This is a genomic window from Ramlibacter sp., from assembly GCF_035554825.1.
In the GTDB taxonomy this organism is placed as follows: Bacteria; Pseudomonadota; Gammaproteobacteria; order Burkholderiales; family Burkholderiaceae_C; genus Ramlibacter.
Window position 1 is genome coordinate 1 of record NZ_DATMHS010000139.1, and the last position, 18,839, is coordinate 18,839.

The 18,839-nt window shown below is 71.7% G+C and carries 25 protein-coding genes; 18 read left to right on the forward strand and 7 right to left on the reverse strand.

Annotation, left to right across the window (positions count from 1 at the left end):
* Together murJ and VNT59_RS17825 are read left to right on the forward strand one after the other, a co-directional pair.
* Positions 1 to 894, forward strand: an 894-nt coding sequence (gene murJ / locus VNT59_RS17820; RefSeq protein ID WP_325500574.1) for a murein biosynthesis integral membrane protein MurJ, incomplete at its 5' end; no start/stop codon positions are given.
* Between the two features lie 59 nt (positions 895 to 953).
* Positions 954 to 1,805 (forward strand): SirB1 family protein, encoded by an 852-nt coding sequence (locus tag VNT59_RS17825; protein ID WP_325500576.1) that lies wholly within the window; start codon positions 954 to 956, stop codon positions 1,803 to 1,805.
* 15 nt (positions 1,806 to 1,820) lie between these two features.
* Here VNT59_RS17825 and VNT59_RS17830 read toward each other — a convergent pair whose 3' ends face one another.
* Both VNT59_RS17830 and purM read right to left on the reverse strand, forming a co-directional pair.
* Entirely contained in the window at positions 1,821 to 3,020 is a 1,200-nt protein-coding gene (locus VNT59_RS17830) for an MFS transporter (RefSeq protein WP_325500578.1), read from the reverse strand.
* 7 nt (positions 3,021 to 3,027) lie between these two features.
* Positions 3,028 to 4,059: a phosphoribosylformylglycinamidine cyclo-ligase gene (gene purM, locus VNT59_RS17835; protein WP_325500580.1), complete on the reverse strand. Its 1,032-nt coding sequence runs from the start codon at positions 4,057 to 4,059 to the stop codon at positions 3,028 to 3,030.
* A 125-nt stretch (positions 4,060 to 4,184) separates the two neighbouring features.
* Between purM and VNT59_RS17840 the strand changes: the two genes are divergently transcribed.
* From VNT59_RS17840 to folK, 5 genes are read left to right on the forward strand one after another with little or no spacing between them, the layout of a single operon-like run.
* Entirely contained in the window at positions 4,185 to 5,255 is a 1,071-nt protein-coding gene (locus VNT59_RS17840) for an AI-2E family transporter (RefSeq protein WP_325500582.1), read from the forward strand.
* A gap of 8 nt (positions 5,256 to 5,263) precedes the next feature.
* On the forward strand, positions 5,264 to 5,938 hold the full coding sequence (hda, locus tag VNT59_RS17845; RefSeq protein ID WP_325500584.1) for a DnaA regulatory inactivator Hda: 675 nt from the start codon (positions 5,264 to 5,266) through the stop codon (positions 5,936 to 5,938).
* Positions 5,935 to 6,618, forward strand: a complete 684-nt coding sequence (locus tag VNT59_RS17850; RefSeq protein WP_325500586.1) for an HAD-IB family hydrolase — start codon at positions 5,935 to 5,937, stop codon at positions 6,616 to 6,618. The genes hda and VNT59_RS17850 overlap by 4 nt, the downstream gene beginning before the upstream one ends.
* Positions 6,615 to 8,174 (forward strand): polynucleotide adenylyltransferase PcnB, encoded by a 1,560-nt coding sequence (gene pcnB / locus VNT59_RS17855; RefSeq protein ID WP_325500588.1) that lies wholly within the window; start codon positions 6,615 to 6,617, stop codon positions 8,172 to 8,174. The genes VNT59_RS17850 and pcnB overlap by 4 nt, the downstream gene beginning before the upstream one ends.
* Before the next feature lies 1 nt (position 8,175).
* Positions 8,176 to 8,643, forward strand: a complete 468-nt coding sequence (gene folK / locus VNT59_RS17860) for a 2-amino-4-hydroxy-6-hydroxymethyldihydropteridine diphosphokinase (protein WP_325500590.1) — start codon at positions 8,176 to 8,178, stop codon at positions 8,641 to 8,643.
* Here the strand turns inward: folK and VNT59_RS17865 are convergent.
* Genes VNT59_RS17865 through VNT59_RS17875 form a run of 3 tightly spaced genes read right to left on the reverse strand, consistent with a single transcriptional unit; the run spans position 8,640 to position 11,131 of the window.
* On the reverse strand, positions 8,640 to 9,116 hold the full coding sequence (locus VNT59_RS17865) for a protein-tyrosine phosphatase family protein (protein ID WP_325500592.1): 477 nt from the start codon (positions 9,114 to 9,116) through the stop codon (positions 8,640 to 8,642). The two genes, folK and VNT59_RS17865, sit on opposite strands and share 4 nt — an antisense overlap.
* A gap of 36 nt (positions 9,117 to 9,152) precedes the next feature.
* Positions 9,153 to 10,421, reverse strand: a complete 1,269-nt coding sequence (locus tag VNT59_RS17870; protein ID WP_325500594.1) for a c-type cytochrome — start codon at positions 10,419 to 10,421, stop codon at positions 9,153 to 9,155.
* A complete protein-coding gene (locus VNT59_RS17875; RefSeq protein ID WP_414708412.1) occupies positions 10,418 to 11,131 on the reverse strand; it encodes a c-type cytochrome in 714 nt (237 codons plus the stop codon). The genes VNT59_RS17870 and VNT59_RS17875 overlap by 4 nt, the downstream gene beginning before the upstream one ends.
* Positions 11,132 to 11,234: 103 nt before the next feature.
* On the opposite strand from VNT59_RS17875, the gene VNT59_RS17880 reads away from it, so the two are divergent.
* Positions 11,235 to 11,417, forward strand: a complete 183-nt coding sequence (locus VNT59_RS17880; RefSeq protein WP_325500596.1) for a hypothetical protein — start codon at positions 11,235 to 11,237, stop codon at positions 11,415 to 11,417.
* Here VNT59_RS17880 and VNT59_RS17885 read toward each other — a convergent pair.
* On the reverse strand, positions 11,411 to 11,761 hold the full coding sequence (locus VNT59_RS17885; protein WP_325500598.1) for a 2Fe-2S iron-sulfur cluster-binding protein: 351 nt from the start codon (positions 11,759 to 11,761) through the stop codon (positions 11,411 to 11,413). The genes VNT59_RS17880 and VNT59_RS17885 overlap by 7 nt on opposite strands.
* A 36-nt stretch (positions 11,762 to 11,797) precedes the next feature.
* On the opposite strand from VNT59_RS17885, the gene VNT59_RS17890 reads away from it, so the two are divergent.
* The 10 genes from VNT59_RS17890 (at position 11,798) to VNT59_RS17935 (ending at position 18,568) form a co-directional block, all read left to right on the forward strand.
* Entirely contained in the window at positions 11,798 to 12,313 is a 516-nt protein-coding gene (locus VNT59_RS17890) for a GNAT family N-acetyltransferase (RefSeq protein ID WP_325500600.1), read from the forward strand.
* 11 nt (positions 12,314 to 12,324) lie between these two features.
* The gene (locus VNT59_RS17895) at positions 12,325 to 13,242 is read left to right on the forward strand and encodes a DUF808 domain-containing protein (RefSeq protein WP_325500602.1); all 918 of its coding nucleotides are present in this window, start codon (positions 12,325 to 12,327) and stop codon (positions 13,240 to 13,242) included.
* Positions 13,243 to 13,250: 8 nt separating this feature from the next.
* On the forward strand, positions 13,251 to 14,378 hold the full coding sequence (locus tag VNT59_RS17900) for a class I SAM-dependent methyltransferase (RefSeq protein WP_325500627.1): 1,128 nt from the start codon (positions 13,251 to 13,253) through the stop codon (positions 14,376 to 14,378).
* A 70-nt stretch (positions 14,379 to 14,448) separates the two neighbouring features.
* Entirely contained in the window at positions 14,449 to 14,700 is a 252-nt protein-coding gene (locus VNT59_RS17905) for a hypothetical protein (protein WP_325500604.1), read from the forward strand.
* A 98-nt stretch (positions 14,701 to 14,798) separates the two neighbouring features.
* The gene (locus VNT59_RS17910; RefSeq protein ID WP_325500606.1) at positions 14,799 to 14,954 is read left to right on the forward strand and encodes a hypothetical protein; all 156 of its coding nucleotides are present in this window, start codon (positions 14,799 to 14,801) and stop codon (positions 14,952 to 14,954) included.
* Between the two features lie 153 nt (positions 14,955 to 15,107).
* Entirely contained in the window at positions 15,108 to 15,479 is a 372-nt protein-coding gene (locus VNT59_RS17915) for a hypothetical protein (RefSeq protein WP_325500608.1), read from the forward strand.
* Positions 15,480 to 15,539: 60 nt separating this feature from the next.
* Positions 15,540 to 16,334: a hypothetical protein gene (locus tag VNT59_RS17920; protein ID WP_325500610.1), complete on the forward strand. Its 795-nt coding sequence runs from the start codon at positions 15,540 to 15,542 to the stop codon at positions 16,332 to 16,334.
* A 188-nt stretch (positions 16,335 to 16,522) separates the two neighbouring features.
* Positions 16,523 to 17,170 carry a L,D-transpeptidase gene (locus tag VNT59_RS17925; protein ID WP_325500617.1) on the forward strand — a complete coding sequence of 216 codons (648 nt, stop codon included), beginning with the start codon at positions 16,523 to 16,525 and terminating at the stop codon, positions 17,168 to 17,170.
* Positions 17,171 to 17,299: 129 nt separating this feature from the next.
* Complete coding sequence (locus VNT59_RS17930) at positions 17,300 to 17,692, forward strand: proteophosphoglycan ppg4 (protein ID WP_325500619.1); 393 nt, start codon at positions 17,300 to 17,302, stop codon at positions 17,690 to 17,692.
* Between the two features lie 390 nt (positions 17,693 to 18,082).
* Positions 18,083 to 18,568: a hypothetical protein gene (locus tag VNT59_RS17935; protein ID WP_325500621.1), complete on the forward strand. Its 486-nt coding sequence runs from the start codon at positions 18,083 to 18,085 to the stop codon at positions 18,566 to 18,568.
* A gap of 65 nt (positions 18,569 to 18,633) precedes the next feature.
* On the opposite strand, the gene VNT59_RS17940 is transcribed toward VNT59_RS17935, so the two are convergent.
* Positions 18,634 to 18,839: hypothetical protein (locus VNT59_RS17940; protein ID WP_325500623.1), on the reverse strand; the 206-nt coding region annotated here is incomplete at its 5' end.

An 18,839-nucleotide genomic window follows, 5' to 3' on the forward strand; every position in this document is an offset into this window, starting at 1 on the left:
TGGTCGCGGCTGCGTGCCGCCTGGAACGATCCGGGCACCCGCCGGGTCGCGCGGATGATGATGCCGGCGCTGCTGGGCGTCGGCGTCGCCCAGATTTCGCTGCTCATCAATACGCAGATCGCGTCCTGGCTGCCGACCGGCAGCGTGACCTGGCTCACCTACGCCGACCGCCTGATGGAGTTTCCGACCGCGATGCTGGGCGTCGCCCTGGGCGTGGTGCTGATGCCGCAGCTGGCCGCCGCCCGGGCCAGCCAGGACGCCGAGCGCTATTCGGCCATGCTCGACTGGGGCCTGCGCCTGGTGGTGCTGCTGGCGGTGCCCTCGTCGATGGCCCTGCTGTTGTTCGCCCAGCCGCTGGTCGCCACCGTGTTCCACTATGGCGCCTTCAAGGATGGCGACGTGGCGCAGGTGTCGATCGCGCTGGCGGGCTACGGCGCCGGACTGCTCGGGCTGGTGGCGATCAAGGTGCTGGCCTCGGGCTTCTACGCCAGCCAGGACATGCGCACGCCGGTGCGCATCGCCGTGGTGGTGCTGGTGATCACGCAACTGCTCAACCTCGCGCTCGTGCCGTGGCTCAAGCATGCCGGCCTGGCGCTGTCGATCGCGCTGGGCGCGCTGGTCAACGCGGGCTGGCTGCTGACGGGCCTGCTGCGGCGCGGCAGTTATGTCCCGGCGCCCGGCTGGGGCCGTTTCGGCCTGCAGGTGCTGGCCGCCAGCGCGCTGCTCGCGGTGTTCCTCATGTGGGCCGCCGCCAGCTTCGACTGGGTCGCGCTGCGGGCCCACCGCGGGCAGCGCATCGGCCTGATGGCCGCGCTGCTGGCTGGCTCGGCTGCTCTTTACTTTGTAGCGCTCTGGGCCGCCGGGGTGAAGCTGCGGCAGTTTGTCACGCGCTGAAGCCGGGACGCTGACGGCGTCGCTTGACGGCCGCTGGCCGGTCCATTACAAAACAACTCATGCGGTTGAATCTGTCAGCTCCGACGCCACTGGAGTATTTCCGCGCGCTGGTGCAAAGCGACGACCAGTTCCCGCTGCTGGAGGCCGCCGCCAGCATCGCCCAGGACGAATACCCGGATCTGGACATCCAGCAGGTGCTCGGCGACGTCGACCAGCTGCTCTCGCGCCTGAAGCGCCGGCTGCCGGCCGATGCGGCGCCCCTGCAGCGGCTGCGCGCGCTCAACCAGTTCTTCTTCCGCGACCTCAGTTTCGGCGGCAACGTCAACGACTACTGCGACCCCGACAACAGCCACATCAACGTGGTGCTGCGCACGCGGCGCGGCATCCAGATCTCGCTGGCCGTGCTGTGGATCGAACTGGCGCAGGGCCTGGGGCTGCACGCGCGCGGCGTCTGCTTTCCGGGCCACTTCATGGTCAAGGTCAACCTGCCCAAGGGGCAGGTGGTGATCGACCCCTTCACCGGACAGTCGCTGTCGCGCGAGGAACTGGCCGAACGGCTGGAGCCGTACAAGCGCAGCAGCGGCCTGGTCGACGAATTCGAGGTGCCGCTGGGGCTGTACCTGCAGGCGGCGCCGGCGCGCGACATCATCGCCCGGATGCTGCGCAACCTGAAGGAAATCCACCAGGCCCAGGAAGACTGGCAGCGCCTGATCGCCGTCGAAGACCGGCTGATCGTCCTGTTGCCGGAAGCCTGGTCCGAATACCGCGACCGCGGCCTCGCGCACGCCGAGCAGGGCCACAGCGGCCTGGCGGTGCGCGACCTCGAGACCTACCTGGTGCATGCCCAGGACGCCCTGGACATCGACGCCATCGCCGACCGCGTGGCCGACCTGCGGCGCGCGAAGAACTGAGCGCGCGCCTTCGATTCAGGAGGTTGCCGGCCGGGCCGGCCGGCGCCGGATCGCCAGCAGCAGCAGGGCGACCGCGCTGAAGCCGGCGCCGGCCAGGAAGGTGACCGGCGCGCCGGAGCGATCCCACAGCCAGCCGGCCAGGCCGCTCGCCAGCAGCAAGGCCACGCCGCTCACGAGATTGAAGAAACCGAAGGCCGTGCCGCGCAGGTCGGCCGGCGCCGTGTCGGCGACCATTGTCGCCAGCAGGCCCTGGGTCATCGCCATGTGCAGGCCCCACAGGGCGATGCCCGCCCACAGCATCGGTCCGCCGGCCGCGCCCGCGAGCAGCAGGTCGGACGCGATCAGGACCGCGAGCCCCCAGGCCAGCAGCGCCGTGTGGCTCATCCGGTCGGCCATCCGGCCGAACGGGTAGGCCCCGACGGCATAGACGACGTTCATCGCGATCAGCACCAGCGGCGTCCAGGCCAGCGCCAGCCCGCCCTGCTGGGCCCGCAGCACCAGGAAGGCTTCGCTGAAGCGCGCCAGCGTGAAGACGGCGCCGGCGGCCACCACCCACCAGTAGGCCGGTCCCAGCCGGGCGAGGTTGTCGCGGCGGATCGGGTTGCTGCGGCGGGCGCCGGCCGCGTGGTCGGGCTCGCGCACCCCCACCACCAGCAGCAGGACGGACAGCACGGCCGGGATCACCGCCACCCAGAAGACCGCTCGGAAGTCGTTGGCCCACAGCAGCATGAAGCCGATCGCCAGCAGCGGGCCGAGGAAAGCGCCGACCGTATCGAGCGACTGCCGCAGGCCGAAGGCGGCGCCGCGAATTTGCGGCGGCGCGATGTCGGCCACCAGGGCGTCGCGCGGGGCGCCCCGCAACCCCTTGCCGACCCGGTCGAGCAGGCGGGCGCCCAGCACCAGGCCCGAGGTGGTGGCCAGTGCAAACAGCGGCTTGGAGAACGCGCCCAGACCGTAGCCCAGCACCGCCATCGGTTTGCGCCGGCCCCAGTAGTCGCTGATGACGCCGGAGAACACCTTGACGATGAGGGCCGTCGCTTCGGCCGCTCCTTCGATGAGGCCCACGGCGAGCACGCTGGTGCCCAGGCCGGCGACCAGGAACACCGGCAGCAGGCTGTGGATCAGCTCCGAGGAGACGTCCATCAGCAGGCTGACGAACCCCAGCGCCCAGATGGCCGGCGGCAGGCGGGGCCGCGCGCTGGGCTGGCCGGTCATGGCCGTGTCAGGCGATCACCACGGGCGCGCCGCCGGCGCGCGGGGCGATGGCGCCGATCTGGTACACGGTCTCGCCCTGCGCCCGCAGGGCCGCCGCGGTGGCCTGCGCCTGCGCCGCCTCGACCACGACCACCATCCCGATGCCGTTGTTGAACGTGCGGTTCATCTCGTGGGCGTCGATGCCGGCGGTGGCCTGCAGCCACGCGAACAGCTCGCTTTGCGGCCAGCTGCCGTGTTTCAGGTGGGCCGCGCAGTCGTCGGGCAGCACGCGCGGAATGTTCTCCAGCAGCCCGCCGCCGGTGATGTGGGCCAGCGCCTTGATCGGCTGCTGCGCGAGCACGGCCAGCACGCTCTTGACGTACAGCCGGGTGGGCGCCATCACCGCTTCGCGGAACGGCTTGCCGTCCAGCGTGGCCGGCAGCGCGCCGCCGGCGCGCTCGATGCACTTGCGCACCAGCGAGAAGCCGTTGGAATGGGCGCCGCTGGAGGCCAGGCCCAGCACCACGTCGCCGGACCGGACGCCGGCGCCGGTCAGGATCTTCGACTTCTCCACCGCGCCGACGGCAAATCCCGCCAGGTCGTATTCGCCGGCCGGATACATGCCCGGCATCTCCGCCGTCTCGCCGCCGATCAGGGCGCAGCCGGAGAGCTCGCAGCCGCGCGCGATGCCGCCGACCACGGCCGCGGCCGTATCGACGTCCAGCTTGCCGCAGGCGAAGTAGTCGAGAAAGAAGAGCGGCTCCGCCCCCTGCACCAGGACGTCGTTGACGCTCATGGCAACCAGGTCGATGCCCACCGTGTCGTGCATGTTCCACTCGAACGCGAGCTTCAGCTTGGTGCCGACGCCGTCGGTGCCGCTCACCAGTACCGGCTCGCGATAGCGCTTGGGTACCTCGAACAGCGCGCCGAAGCCGCCGATGCCGCCCAGCACGCCTTCGCGCATGGTCTTCTTCGCCAGCGGCTTGATGCGCTCGACCAGCGCGTCGCCGGCTTCGATGTCGACGCCGGCTTCCTTGTACGAGAGGGGGGGAGAGCTCATGGATCGGTGATCGGTGGCGGGCCCGGCTGAGGCAGGCCCGATAGAATTTGCCAGATTCTATCTTTCGCTCCCGCGAGGGGCCGCGCGGCGCGGCCCCAGGCAGCGCACCCCGGCCCGGCACCTCCATGCAGTTCACGACCTCCCAGAAGCGCGTTTCAGCCTGGCTGCTGATCGCCTTCCTGGCCGTGCTCGCGCTCTGGCTGCTGGGCCCGGTGCTCACGCCGTTCGTGGTGGCGGCGGTGCTGGCGTACGCGCTCACGCCGCTGGTGGAGCGGCTCGACGGACTCGGGCGCGGCTACGTGCCGCGGTTCGTCGCCGTGGTGGTCGTCGAGCTGCTGTTGATCCTGGCGCTGTTCGGCCTGGTGCTGCTGGTGGTGCCGATCCTGGCCAAGGAAGTGCCGCTGATGCGGGCCCAGTTCCCGCTGATGTTCGACCGGCTCAACGAGACCATCGCCCCCTGGCTGCAGCAGTTCGGCATCAGCGTGAACCTCGACCTGGCAAGCCTCAAGGCGCGGCTGCTCGGCTACCTCAACGCCAACTACCAGGCCGCGCTGGCCTCGCTGCTGCCGTCGCTGAAACTGGGCGGCAGCGTCGCGCTGGCGGTGGTCGGCAACGCGGTGCTGATCCCGGTGGCGCTGTTCTACCTGCTCCTGGACTGGCGGGGCTTCGTCGCCCGGGTGCTGGAGCTGGTTCCGCCGCGCGCGCGGCCGGCGTTCGACTCCTTCACCACCGAGGCCGACCAGGTGCTGGGGCAGTATCTGCGCGGGCAATTGCTGGTGATGCTGACCATGGGCCTGTTCTACAGCGTCGGCCTCGCCCTGTTCGGGCTGGACCTCGCCTTGCCGATCGGGATGTTCACCGGGCTGGCGATGTTCGTGCCCTATGTCGGCTTCGGCATCGGCCTGATCATGGCGCTGCTGGCCGGGGTGCTGCAGTTCGCCTCGGCCAAGGCGCTCGTGATGGTGGCGGTGGTGTACGGCAGCGGGCAGGTGATCGAAGGCTTCTATCTCACGCCGCGGCTGGTCGGCGAGCGCATCGGCCTGCATCCGCTGGTCGTGATCTTCGCGCTGCTCGCGTTCGGCCAGCTGTTCGGCTTCGTGGGCGTGCTGGTGGCGCTGCCGGCCAGCGCGGTGCTGCTGGTGGCGATCCGGCGCCTGCGCGCGGGCTACATCCGCAGCAACCTGTACCTGAGCTGACCATGATCATGAAACAGATCGCGCTGGACATCGGCATGGCGCGGCCGCCCACACTGGCCGGCTTCTGCGCGGGCCCCAACGAGGCGGCGCTCGCGCACCTGCGCCTGTGGGCCGGCAGCCCGACGCGCTCGCCCGTGCCGACCTACCTGTGGGGCGCCGGCGGCAGCGGCAAGACGCACCTGCTCAAGGCGGTGGCCGAGGCCCTGCGGGAGCAGGGCGCCGGCGCCGGCTGGCTCGATCCGGCGGTGCACGAGCCGCCGGAATTCGACGAGGCCTGGGCCGTCGTGCTGATGGACGACGTCGACCGCTACACCGCCGTGCAGCAGCACGCCGCCTTCAACTGGTTCGTGAATGCGCAGACACTGCAGCGCGGGGTGCTGGCCGCGGGCGCGGCGCCGCCGGCCGACCTGCACCTGCGGGAAGACCTGCGCACGCGGCTCGGCTGGGGCCATGTGTTCCACTTGCAGGTGCTCAGCGAGCCGGAGCGGCGGGCCGTACTGCGGCAGGCCGCCGACGAGCGGGGCATCTTCCTGGGCGACGACGTGATGGACTTCATGCTGACGCGCTTCTCGCGCGATCTGGGCAGCCTGATGCAGCTGCTGGAACAGCTGGACGGCTATGCGCTGCAGACCAAGCGCGCCATCACGATCCCGCTGATCAGATCCATGCTGGAGAACGAGTGACCCGAAAGACCAGGCTTGCGTTGTTCGACCTGGACAACACCTTGCTGCCGATCGATTCCGACTACGCCTGGGGCGAGTTCACGCACGCGATCGGCTGGACCGACCGCGAGGCGTTCCGCCGCCGCAACGACGAGTTCTACGAGCATTACCAGGCCGGCACGCTGGACGTGCACGAGTACGTGCGCTTCGCCACCGAGGCCCTGCGCCAGCGCGGCGCCGATGCGGCGCGCCAGGCGCAGGCTGACTTCATGACGACCGTGATCGGCCCGGCGATCCGCGACGAGGCGCTGGCGCTGGTGCGCTCGCACCAGGCTGCCGGCGACCTCGCCGTGATCATCACCGCGACCAACGAATTCGTCACGCGGCCGATCGCGCAGGCCTTCGGCGTGGCGGAGCTGATCGCCGTCGAACTCGAACGCGGCGCCGACGGCTGGATCACCGGCGAGATCGCCGGCGTGCCGTCGCTGCGCGAGGGCAAGGTGACGCGCCTGGCGCAGTGGCTGGCGCAGCGCGGCCTCGACTGGCACGACATCGACGCGACCTTCTATTCCGACTCGATGAACGACCTGCCCCTGCTGGAGCGGGTCGATCATCCGGTGGCCACCAACGCCGAAGAGCGGCTGCGCGCCATCGCCGTCCAGCGCGGCTGGCGTATCCTGGACCTCTTCAAGCACCCATGATCAAGAAATTCATCGCCAATCTGTTCGGCAACAACGGCGGCCGTCCCAACTTCGGCAAGCGCCAGGAGGTCGGCCCGCAGGAACATGGGATCGATCCCTCGCTGGTCGACGAGCGCGCCCAGAACGTCGTGCACACGCTCAAGGAAGCGGGGCACGAGGCCTACATCGTGGGCGGCGCCGTGCGCGACCTGCTGGTCGGCCTGCGGCCCAAGGACTTCGACGTCGCGACCAGCGCGACGCCGGAGCAGGTCAAGTCGCTGTTCCGCCGCGCGTTCATCATCGGCCGGCGCTTCCGGATCGTCCACGTGGTGTTCGGGCGCGGCCGCGAGCACGAGGTGATCGAGGTCTCCACCTTCCGCGCCTACATGGACAACGCCGCCGCCGAAGCCGTGGCCGGCAACGAGAAGACCAGCAAGAACGAACTCGCGGGGCTGAAGCACGCCGTCGACTCGAGCGGCCGGGTGCTGCGCGACAACGTCTGGGGGCCGCAGGAGGAAGACGCGACCCGGCGCGACTTCACCATCAACGCGATGTACTACGACCCCGAGACCCAGACCGTGGTCGACTACCACGGCGGGATTCGCGACGTGAAGAAGCGCGTGATCCGCATGATCGGCGACCCGCTCACGCGTTATCGCGAGGACCCGGTGCGCCTGATCCGGGCCATCCGCTTCGTGTCCAAGCTGAGCGCGCTGGGCTTCAAGCTCGAGCCCAAGACCGCCAGGCCGCTGCTGGAGTGCCGCGCGCTGCTGGCCGAGGTGCCGCAAAGCCGCCTCTTCGACGAGATGCTGAAGCTGCTGCAGACCGGGCATGCGGTGGCCACGATCGAGCAGCTCAAGGCGCTCGGCATGGCCACCGGCATCTACCCGCTGCTGGACCTGGTGGTCGAGCGCGCCGACCAGCCGTTCGTGCGCGCGGCCCTGCAGGACACCGACCGCCGCGTGAACGAGGAGAAGCCGGTCGCGCCGAGCTTCCTGCTGGCCTGCGTGCTCTGGTCCGACGTGCGCGACGGCTGGGCCGAACGGCTGGCCCGCAAGCAGCATCCCTTTCCGGCGCTGCAGGAGGCGATCGACGATGTGTTCGAGGCGCGCATCGGCGACGTTTCGGGCCGCGGCAAGCTGGGCGCCGACATGCGCGAGATCTGGATGATGCAGCCGCGCTTCGAGAAGCGCACCGGCAACACCCCGTACAGCCTGGTGGAGCAGCCGCGCTTCCGGGCCGCGTTCGACTTCATGCGGCTGCGCGCCGACGTCGGCGAAGTCGACGTCGTGCTGGCCGACTGGTGGCAGGAATTCAGCCAGGCCAGCGACGACCTGCGGGAGGACCTGGTGGCGCAGCTGCGCGAGGAACAGCATCGCGGCCAGCGCCGCGTGCGCGCGCCGCGGCCGTCCGCGCCGCCCGTCGGCGAGGGCGCGGTGATCGTGAGCGAGGCTGCCGCGCCGGCGCCCGAAGGCGGCGAAGGCGCGGCCGAAGCCCCCAAGAAGCGACGCCGGCGCCGTCGCAAGCCGTCCGGCGCCGGTGGCGCCGGCACCGAGCCGAGCCCGGCCGACGACTGACGTGGGACGCGAGCCGGTCACGGCCTACGTGGCGCTGGGTGCGAACCTGGGCGACGCCGCGCAGGCCATACGGCAGGCGATGCGCGAGCTCGGTGCCTTGCCCCGAACCCGGCTGCGGCGCGAATCGCCGCTGTACCGCACGGCGCCGATGGGGTCCGGCGGCCCCGATTACGTCAATGCCGTGGCGCAGATCGACACCGGCCTGGCGGCGCCCGAGCTGCTCGAATGCCTGCACGCGATCGAGGCCAGGGCAGGGCGCGAGCGGCCGTACCCGAACGCGCCCCGCACGCTGGACCTGGACCTGCTGCTGTACGGCTCGGGGCGCATCGAGAGCGCGCGCCTGCGCGTGCCGCATCCGCGCATGTGGCAGCGCGCCTTCGTGCTGAGGCCGCTGGCCGACATCGCGCCGCACCTGGTGAGCCGCGAGCAGCTGCTGGCGGTGGCCGGCCAGCGGGTCGACCGGCTCTAGAACCAGTTCACCAGGCCGGACTGCTGGGCGTTCTGCGGGTTCGAGCCCGCATCCCGCACGCGCTGCAGGGCGTCCTCGGCGTCCAGGCCCAGCGCCTTGAGCACGCAGGCCGCCGTGCTGCCGGTGCGGCCGAGACCGGCGGCGCAGTGCAGCATGACGGCATCGCCCCCGCGCAGCGCCGCCGCGATCTGGTGCACCCCCTGGCGGAAGGCCGGCGTGTCCTCCGGCAGGCCGAAGTTGCGCATCGGCAGGTTCAGCCACCGAAATGGCAGCCGGTCCTGCACCAGCGCCTGGTAATAGGCCGGGGAGAGCTCCTCGATTTCGGTGCGCGGCGTGAGGCAGACCACCAGTTGCAGCGTCGCGGTGCGCGCGCGGGCCTCGAACGCGGGCCACGGCTCGAAGCGCGCCGGCATCCCCGCCAGCAGCAGCGAGCCGGTCACCGGCGGCGGCAGATCGACGAGACGGAATTCCATGGTACTGGCCATTCTGCCCGGGACCGGGTGGCCTCGTCAGTAGGTGGTGCTCCGTTGTCGGCCGACGTCCAGCTCCGACACCGCCGGCGCCTGGTTCCCCCACGCGCCGCGGACGTAGCTGAGCACGGCGGCCACGTCGGCGTCGCTCATGAGCGTGGCGAACGGCGGCATGCCGAACGGCCGCGGGTTGCCGGCCGTGGCCGGGGCAAAGCCGCCGTGCAGCACCACCTGGACCAGGTTGGCCGTCACCGGCAGCGTCACGGCACGGTTGCCGGCCAGCGCCGGGTAGGCGCCGCGCACGCCCTCGCCGCGCTCGCCGTGGCAGGAGGCGCAGCGGTCCCCGTACAGCTTGGCACCGCGCGCCATCAGCTGGCTGCTCGCCCGCGGGCCGGTGGGCGGCGCCGCCCCCGCCTCGTGCTGCGGCAGCGACTGCAGATGCACCGCCATGGCCCGCAGGTCGGCAGGTGTCAGATGCTGGGTGCTGTGCAGCACCACTTCGGCCATCGGCCCCAGCACCGTCGCCGAGGCCGACACGCCGCTGGCCAGCAGCCGTTCGATCTCGGCCAGCGGCCAATCGGCCACCCCGGCCTCGGACGGCGAGTTCAGCGCCGGCGCATACCAGTTCTGCATCGGGATCAGCCCGCCCGACAGATCCATCATGTTGCTGCTCGCACCCAGCGCATTGCGCGCGCTGTGGCACGCCGCGCAGTGGCCCAGCGCCTGCACCAGGTAGGCGCCGCGCTCGCGCTCGCCGACGGGCGCCCGCGCCGGCGCGTCCGCGGGCGTGAAGTAGAGGGCGCGCCAGACCGCCAGCGCCGCCTGCGTGCTGTACGGCCAGCGCAAGCGGTGCGGCGTGTTGGCGCGGTCCACGGCCGGCAGGCTGCGCAGGTAGTCGTACAGCGCGTCGGCGTCGGCGCGCGCGACCCGCGTGTAGTTGGCGTACGGAAAGGCCGGCGTGAGCAGCCGTCCGTCGCGCGAGCGGCCCTCGTGCAAGGCCCGCCAGAAGTCGTCGCGCGACCAGCCGCCGATGCCGGCCCGCGGATGCGGCGTCAGGTTGCTGGCGTACACGGTGCCGAACGGCGTGTCGATCGCGCGGCCGCCGGCAAACGGCGCCCCCCCGCGCCCGGTGTGGCAGGCCATGCAGTTGCCCAGTCGCGCGAGGTAGGCGCCGCGGGCGACGCTCTCGGGCGTGGCGGGCGCTTCGGCGCCCGGGCGGCCGCCGGTCTCGCCGCGCAGGTTGAGCAGCAGCACGCCCGCCAGCAGGGCCAGCGCGAGCGCCACGGTCCAGAGTGCCAGGCGTCTCATGGCCGCGGCCCGCCCGCCGGCAGTGCCGCGCTGCCGCACGCGATCGGCGGTGGCGCCGGCAACACCGCGGCCGGCCGGGTGATGGCGGGCAGCCGCTGCCCGGCCAGCCAGCTGGTGACCGCCGTGACGTCTTCCGGCGCCAGACGCCTGGCGATCTGCGCCATGCAGTCCGGTGCATGCGCCTGGCGCTGGCCGGTGCGCCACGCGCCCAGTTGCGAGTTGAGGTAGTCGCGCGGCAGCCCAAGCAGTCCTGGCGTGTTGGGCAGCACACCGGTGAGCGCCGGCCCGTGGCACTGGGCGCAGGCCGGCAGGTCGGCGGCGGGGTCGCCGCGCAGCGCGAGCGTCTCGCCCCGCCGCAGCAGCGCCGGCGATGCGCTGGCGGCGGCGGGTGCCGGGTAGGGCAGTTCCAGCGACGCGAAATGGCGCGCGATCTCCAGCAGGTAGGCATCCGAGAGCGGGTCGAGCAGGCGCGCCATCAGGCCGTAGTGGCGGCGGCCGTCGCGGAAATTGAGCAGCTGGTTGTACAGGTAGCCGGCCGGCTTGCCGGCGATGCGCGGGTAGTAGCCGTCGGGGCCGGCGCGGCCCTCCTTGCCATGGCAGGCGGTGCACGCCAGCGTGCGCTGGGCCATCGTGTCTTCGAACGCGGGGGTGGCGGCGGGGGGGAGGGCGGCGACGGCGCCGGCGAGCAGCGGGGCAACAAGGATTCTCACGGGACGCAGACTATGCCATCGCACGGCCGTCCGCGGGCGCGTCCTACAGCGGCCCGGTCGACCGCCGACTAGATTGGGCCCAGCCATGCCACAGGAGCCAGCCATGCCCAGCCCGAAGCAACCGCCGCCCGATGCCAAGGACGAGAAACTGCCGAAGCCGCCGCCGGCGAGCGAGGAGCGCGGCAGCAACGCCGTCGAGCACGAGCCCGATCCGCGTGCCGATCCCATTCCCGATGGCGACCACCCGTACGTGAAGCGCAGCCCCTACACGAGCGGCAACTACTGATCGCGCTGCACGCGCCAGTCCAGGCGCGGCTTGTCGCGCCGCAGCAGCAGGTCGGTCTGCGGATAGGCGATGCACGGCAGAATCCAGCCTTCGGCCTTCTCCTCCGGCAGCAGGCCCGGCCACTGAATGCGATAGCGCACCTGGCCGGAAAGCAGCTGGCACATGCAGGTTCGGCAGGTGCCGTTGCGGCACGAGCTGGGCAGCTCGATGCCGGCGCGCAGCGCGGCCTGGAGGAGGGTCTCGTCGGCGCCGGCCGGGAAGCCGGGACCGCCGTCGTCGAATCGGACCGTGAACGTGTCGGGCTCGGGCGCGCCTGGAACGGCTGCGCGTCCTGCTTGGCTCATGGCCCATCATAATCAACGCGAAGGAACGCTCACCCCATGTCCAGCTACCAGGTCCGGCCCGCCGAAGCGGTCGACGCACCCAAGATCACCGATGTCCATGCCGCCTCGTCGCACGCCGCGTACCAGGGCGTCGTCGACGGCACGCCGAAGTCGCCGCCGCTGGAGCAGCGCCGCGCGTTCTGGCGCGACGCCATCGAGTACGGCGAGCCGTTGCTGCAGGTGGCCGTCGACGCCGGCCAGGTGATGGGCTTCGTCGGCTACGACCGCTCGCGCGACCCCAAATCCAAGCCGACCACCGGCGAGATCTGGGCGCTCTATGTCGAGCCGGGCCACTGGGGCCGCGGCGCCGGGCTGGCCCTGTGGGACGCGGCGCGCGAAGGCCTGGCCGAGGAAGGCTGCACCGAAGTGACCATGTGGATCCCGCTGTGCAACGACCGCGCGCTGCGCTTTGCCGAGCACGCCGGCTTCAAGCGCGAGCTCAACACGGCCAAGACGGCGGTGATCGGCGGCGTGAAGCTGGAGGAAATCCGGCTGCGTCGGCGCCTGGACTGACGGGCGGCGGCATGGCATCGAGCCTGCTGGCGCTGCTGGACGACATCACGTCGATCCTCGACGACGTGTCGGTGCTGTCCAAGGTGGCGGCCAAGAAGACCGCTGGCGTGCTCGGCGACGACCTCGCGCTGAACGCCAACCAGGTCTCGGGCATGCAGGCCGATCGCGAGCTGCCCGTGGTGTGGGCGGTGGCGCGCGGCTCGTTCGTCAACAAGGCGATCCTCGTGCCGGCCGCGCTGGCCATCAGCGCCTTCGCACCCTGGGCCGTGACGCCGCTCCTGATGGTCGGCGGGGCCTTCCTCTGCTACGAAGGCTTCGAGAAGCTGGCCCACCGGGCGCTGCACAGCCGCGCCGAGGACGAGGCGCACCACCAGGAACTCGCCCGGGCCGTGGCCGACCCCGGCGTCGATCTGTGCGCGGTCGAGAAGGACAAGATCAAGGGCGCGATCCGCACCGACTTCATCCTCTCGGCCGAGATCATCGCGATCACGCTGGGCACGGTGGCCGAGAGCGAGTTCGCGGTCCAGCTCGCGGTCCTGAGCGGCATTGCCGTGCTGATGACGATCGGGGTCTACGGCCTGGTCGCAGCGATCGTCAAGCTCGACGACCTGGGCCTGTACCTGAGCCGGCGCGCGGCGAGCCCGGCGCGCCGCATCGGTGACGCGATCCTGCGCGCAGCGCCCTGGCTGATGAAGGGGCTCGCGGTCGCCGGCACCGCCGCCATGTTCCTGGTGGGCGGCGCGATCCTGGTCCACGGCCTCCCGCCGCTCGCGCACGCCATCGAAAGCTTTGCGCACGGGGTGGCGGCCGGCGCCGCCGGCTTGCTCGCGACGCTCCTGCACGGCGTTTCGGGCGTCGTCGCCGGCGCCATCGTGCTGTCGGCGGTGACGCTGGCGCGGAGGCTGGGCGGCGGCAAGGCGCCGACGTGAACCCGGCGCTGCTCGCCTGGGAAGAGGGCGGCACCGCCCGCCGCGCGCGCTGGCGCTCGGAGGCCGGGGTGTCGCCGCCCCGGCGCGTGCTGGCCGTCGACGACACGCTGACCGCCGACCGGGCGGTGCGCCTGGCGAGCGAAGGCACGGCGCTGCTGTGGCGCGGCGATTTCCACAACGCACGGCAGCTGCTGCAGGCGATGGGCCGGCGCCTGGACCGCCGGCCGCGCCAGCCGGCCGCGGCCGCCACGGCGGCACCAGCCTTCCACCGGCACCGGATGGCACAGGGCCAGCGGGTGGGCATCCTCGGCAAGGTGCTGATCGAGCTGGACGGCGGGTATGGCGTGGCGCTGCCGCGCGCGCCCGACCTGCGCGAGGCCTGCCGCGAAGCCTGGGGCCCGCCGGATGGCGAGCCGTCGGTGGCCGCGCTGCGCGAGCTGCTCGGCCTGGTGGGCGCGCACGAGTGGCGCAAGAAGGGCGTCGAGGTCCCGGCGCTGGGGGCCGCGCCGGCCAACCGGATCCATCCGCACTACGGGGTGTTCTCGCCGGTGCGCGGCGAATACCTCCAGCTGGTGGCCGAGGCGCCGCTGCCGTCGCGCGAACTCGCGTTCGACATCGGCACCGGCACCGGCGTGCTGGCCGCCATCCTGGCGCGCCGCGGCGTGCGGCAGGTGGTCGCGACCGACCAGGATCCGCGCGCGCTGGCCTGCGCCCGCGAGAACATCGCGCGGCTCGGCCTGGCGCGCCAGGTGACGGTGCTGGAGGCGGATCTGTTTCCGCCGGGACGAGCGCCGCTGGTGGTGTGCAATCCGCCGTGGCTGCCGGGACGGGCCAGCGCGCCGATCGAGCGCGCCATCTACGACGAGGACAGCCGCATGCTGCGCGGCTTCCTCGCCGGGCTGCGGGACCACCTCGCGCCCGGCGGCGAAGGCTGGCTGATCATGTCGGACTTCGCCGAGCATCTCGGGTTGCGCGCACCGGACCAGCTCGCCGGCTGGATCGCGGACGCGGGACTGCGCGTCGTGGGGCGCTCGCAGGTGCGTCCGCGCCATCCCAAAGCCCAGGACCCGGGCGATCCGCTGCACGGCGCCCGCGTCCGCGAACTGACCTCGTTGTACCGCCTCATGACGGATTGAGGCCCGTTTCCTACATCGGCGATCGCCGAGCGCCGCCCCCGCCGCCGCGCACCGCCGCTAAGGTGGCGCCATGGACTTCTCCTCGGACTGGCTCGACCTCCTGCAGTGGCCCGCCATGCTCGCCACGGTGCTGGCGGCGTGGCTGGTCGGCTCCAATGCGAAGGCGCGGCGCAACAGCGGCTTCTGGGTGTTTCTCGCCAGCAATGTGCTGTGGGGGCTGTGGGGTTGGCACGACGGCGCCCATGCCCTGATCGCGCTGCAGCTGGCGCTGGCCGCGCTCAACATCCGGGGCGTCAGCAAGACCGAGACGGCGCCGAAGTAGGCATTGTCCGACGCCGGCTCGCGCCGGCACGGAAGGGCATTTCGAAGCTCGGCAGCGCAGGATGGCGAAACGCCAATCACTCGCCTGGGAGCAACCACATGGAGTCCTCGCCTGCCCCGCTCGTCCCGCCCGTCGCCAGCTTGCTGGCGGCAACGACCGACGAGGAGATCCCGCTGGGTTGGGAGTGCGCGAACCCGGCGCTGCAGATCGAGCGCTGGATGGCCGAGGAACCTCCCGCGGAGTTGGGCAGCTGAGCAGCAAATCGTGACAGCGCGTGTCCTACAGACGTGGTCTGGAATGGCCCACTTTTTCTGGCTCGGGCACAAACGTAAGGTGTGAAGCTGCTGGCCGATGACAGCCAGCTTCTTCCATGCCCCGCGGGGCTGTTTTCAATTCAAGGAGCAGAGATGATCACCACCAAGCAAACGCTGACGACCCTGGTCGCCGCCGCGGCCATGGCCCTGGGCGGCATCGCCGTCGCGCAGACCTCCGGCAGCGCCGGCACCTCCGGCAGCGGCACGGCTGGCAACGCCGGCAGCTCGGGCACCACCATGGGAGCCAGCGGCACCGGCACGACCGACTCCTCCGCCACGACCAGCGGCAGCACGGCCGGCTCGACCGCCACCGGCTCCAGCACGATGGGCGCCAGCGGCACTTCCGGCACCGCGGCCACGACCGGCAGCGGCAGCACCGGCGGTACCACCTCGATGGGCACCGACACGACGACCGGCACCTCCGGCAGCGCGTCCACCGGCCGCACCCGCGCCGACCGCAACTAAGCTACTGGCTGTCATCCATCGGGCGCTGCCCGCGCCCGGTGGGTCTTTCCGCAAGCCCCGATGAACCGACCACCCGCCAATTCCCGGTCCGAATTCGCCGAAGCCTTGCGCAAGGGCCTGCTCCTGGGCGCCGCTTTCCTCGTCGTCAGCCTGCCGCCGGTGCTGACCGTGCGGTCGCCGGCGCCGCAGTCCGTGCCGCCCCTGGCAGCGGGGGTGCCGCCGTCGCCGGCCGCCACCCCTCCCGCCCAACTCGCCGTCGCCCGGCATGCCGATTTCCGGCGCGAGCGGGCCTCGCAGGACGCGCGGCGGATGGCCAACTGGATCGTCCAGTCCGGCGATCACCAGCGCAGATCGTTCGTCATCGTCGACAAGAAGGACGCCCGGGTGTATGTGTTCGACCCGGCCGGGCGGCTGCAGTCGGCGGCGCCCGCGCTGCTGGGCCAGTCGCACGGCGACGACACCGTGCCCGGCATCGGCAACAAACCGGTGGCCGAGGTGCTCCCGCAGGAGCGGACCACCCCGGCGGGCCGCTTCGTGGCGGAACTGGGCGCCAGCAGCTCGCGCGGCGAGGACGTGGTCTGGGTCGACTACGACGCCGCCGTGTCGATGCACCGGGTGCTGAAGAAGCCGGAACGGCTCAAGGCGCTGGCTTCGCCGACCAAGGACGACAACCGCATGTCCTACGGTTGCATCAACCTGCCGCCGCCGTTCTACGAAAAGGTGCTCAGGCCGGCGGTGCAGCGCACCGGCGCCATCATCTACGTGCTGCCAGAAACCAGGCCGCTGCATGAAGTGTTCGCGTCGTTCCAGGACGTGAACGGGCCGGTCCGGCTCGCCCAGCGGGCGGCGCCCTGAATCGACGCGCGCCGGATCGGGCGCGCTCCTGCCACAAAACAACGCCGCTGGGGCAAAACCCCTGCGCCGGCGTGAACCCGTCCGTTCGACGCTTGGTCGAGCCCGACCGTGCCGCTACGATCTGCTGCTGAGTATCAACGAGCGCCGGTCGCTGCTTTCGCGCAGTGCCGCGAGGAGCAGGGGATCCGATGGCAGCAATGGGCCGGGCGCTGGCAGCGCTGGTGTGGGCGTTGGCGGCTGCGCTGCCGGCGATGGCGGCGCCGGCACGGCCGCCGGTCGCCGATTTCGGCGGCCGGGTGCTGGCGCCGGACGTGCGCCGGTTCGCCAGCGGCGTGGTCGCGCTGGGCGACCACGAGGGCATGCCGTTCGCGATCGTCGACAAGAAGCGGGCCCAGCTGCATGTGTTCGACGCCCGTGGCCGGCTGCGCGGCAGCTCGGCGGTGCTGCTGGGGCAAACCCGCGGCGACCGCTCGGCGCCGCAGGTGGGCAAGCACACCCAAGCCGGCCACGTGCCCCTGGCGGAACGCACCACGCCGGCCGGCCGCTTCGTATCGGAGCCGGGCCGCAACCTCCATGGCGAGCATGTGGTGTGGGTCGACTACGAGGCGGCGTTCGCCATCCACCGGCTGCGACCGGGCGCGTCGTACGCGGCCCGCCAGGCGCGGCTGGCCACATCATCGGCGCACGACAAGCGGGTTTCCCTGGGCTGCGTCGTGGTGCCGACGGCGTTCTACCTCGATGCGGTGGAACGGTGGCTGGGACGCGGCGAGAGCGTCGTGTACGTGCTGCCGGAGCTCGAGTCCATGGACGAGCTGCTGGCGCGCCGGGCCGGCTGAAACCGTCCGGCTTCGTCCGACACCAACTCCTCGCCGGCGCTGACGCAGCGCGGCGGCAGGTCTTCTAGGCTGGCCCCACCGGTCAGCGAGCCGGTCTCTCACAACACGTCAACCTAGGAGTTCCTCCATATGACCAACTCGACCCTGAAGGGCCTGCTGGCCGCCGTTGCCGCCGTCACCGTTGCCGGCGCCGCGATCGCACAGAGCACGCCGCCGAACCCGTCCGCCAAGGATCCGGCGGTGGGTGCCGGCCAGCAAAGCACGCAGTCCACGCCGATGGGCGCCACCGGCACACCGGCGAATGGCTCGAGCGCCACCACCGGCGCCAGCGGCTCCACCGCGGGCAGCGCCGGTTCCTCGTCGATGGGCGCCAGTGGCACGACCGGCGGCACGAGCGGCAGCGGCGCCGCCGCCGGCGGCACCACGTCCGCCAGCACCGACACGGCTGCGCCGAGCGCCAAGAGCACCGGCAAGACCAGCACCAAGAAGAAGGCCAAAAAGGCCAAGGCCGACCGCAACTGAGCACGCGCGGTGCAACGAACAACCGGGCCTGGCGGCCCGGTTTTTTTTTGCGCGGGATGGAAAGCGCGGTGCGTCGGTGGCGCCGGGCACCGCGCCGGAAGAAAGGAATCCAGCCGGGCCGCTGGACAATGGTCTTGCATTTCGCGTGGAGCGCGGAAGCTCAATCCCTGTCTTTGTAGCGCGGACCGCGGCCGGCGATGCCAGTGTGCGAAGGCGCGCGGCTGGCGCCCGCAAGCAGGAGGCGCGAGCGGATGTAGGCACTTTCCGGCAGTGCCGGCCCCCGTCGCATGCCTCATCCATGCCAGCCTCGGCGGTGGCGCGGCCGGCACATGCATGACGTCGGCCGCTGGGCGGCACGGCGCGCCGCCCTCGTCCGACATGCAATGCAGCATGGACCTGACGTTGGGCGCGTGGCCGAACACTAGGCTTGTACCCAGCTGGCAACGAAGCTGGCGTGTCAAGAATCCATTCCAATTTCAAGGAGCGTTCGTCATGAGTCTCTTCACCAAAATCGCAGGCGTCGCCGCCGGTGTGTCGTGTATCGCCGTTCTGGGCGTTGCCGTTGCGCAAGGCCAGCCGCCGAACCCGCTGATCCCCAACCATGCGATCGGGGCCGGCCAGCAAAGCACCCACGTCACCCCGATGGGCGAAACCGGCGTGCTGGCCTGGATCGGCGAGACGCGCACGGCGACGCTGACCAAGGAAGCCGAACCGGTGGCCGCCGCCCCGGCGCCGGCGGAGCCGGTGGCTGCCGCGCCGGCGCCCGCACCGGAACCGGTTGCCGCGGCGCCCGCCCCGGAGCCGGCCACGACCACGATGGGCGCCGGCCCGGCGGAAGAAAAGCCGATGCGCACGGCGCGCGCCGACCGCAACTGAGCGTCGCGTGATCCATGGCAGGCCGGCGGCGCCGCGTGCGCTCGCCGGCCTGTTGCCGTCTGGCGTCAGCGATTGCCGCTGGCTTGCCGCGACAGGCGCTGCAGGATCAGTTGGCGGGTGGAGCGCACTTCGCTGGCATACGGGTTACGCGGATCGGAGACCTGCTCGATCAGCGCCAGCGCTTCGCGGTGGCGGCCGGCGTCGGACAGCGCCTGGGCCAGGTTGTTGGCCACGATGACCGAGTCCGGGTGCCGCTGCTGGGCCTGCCGCA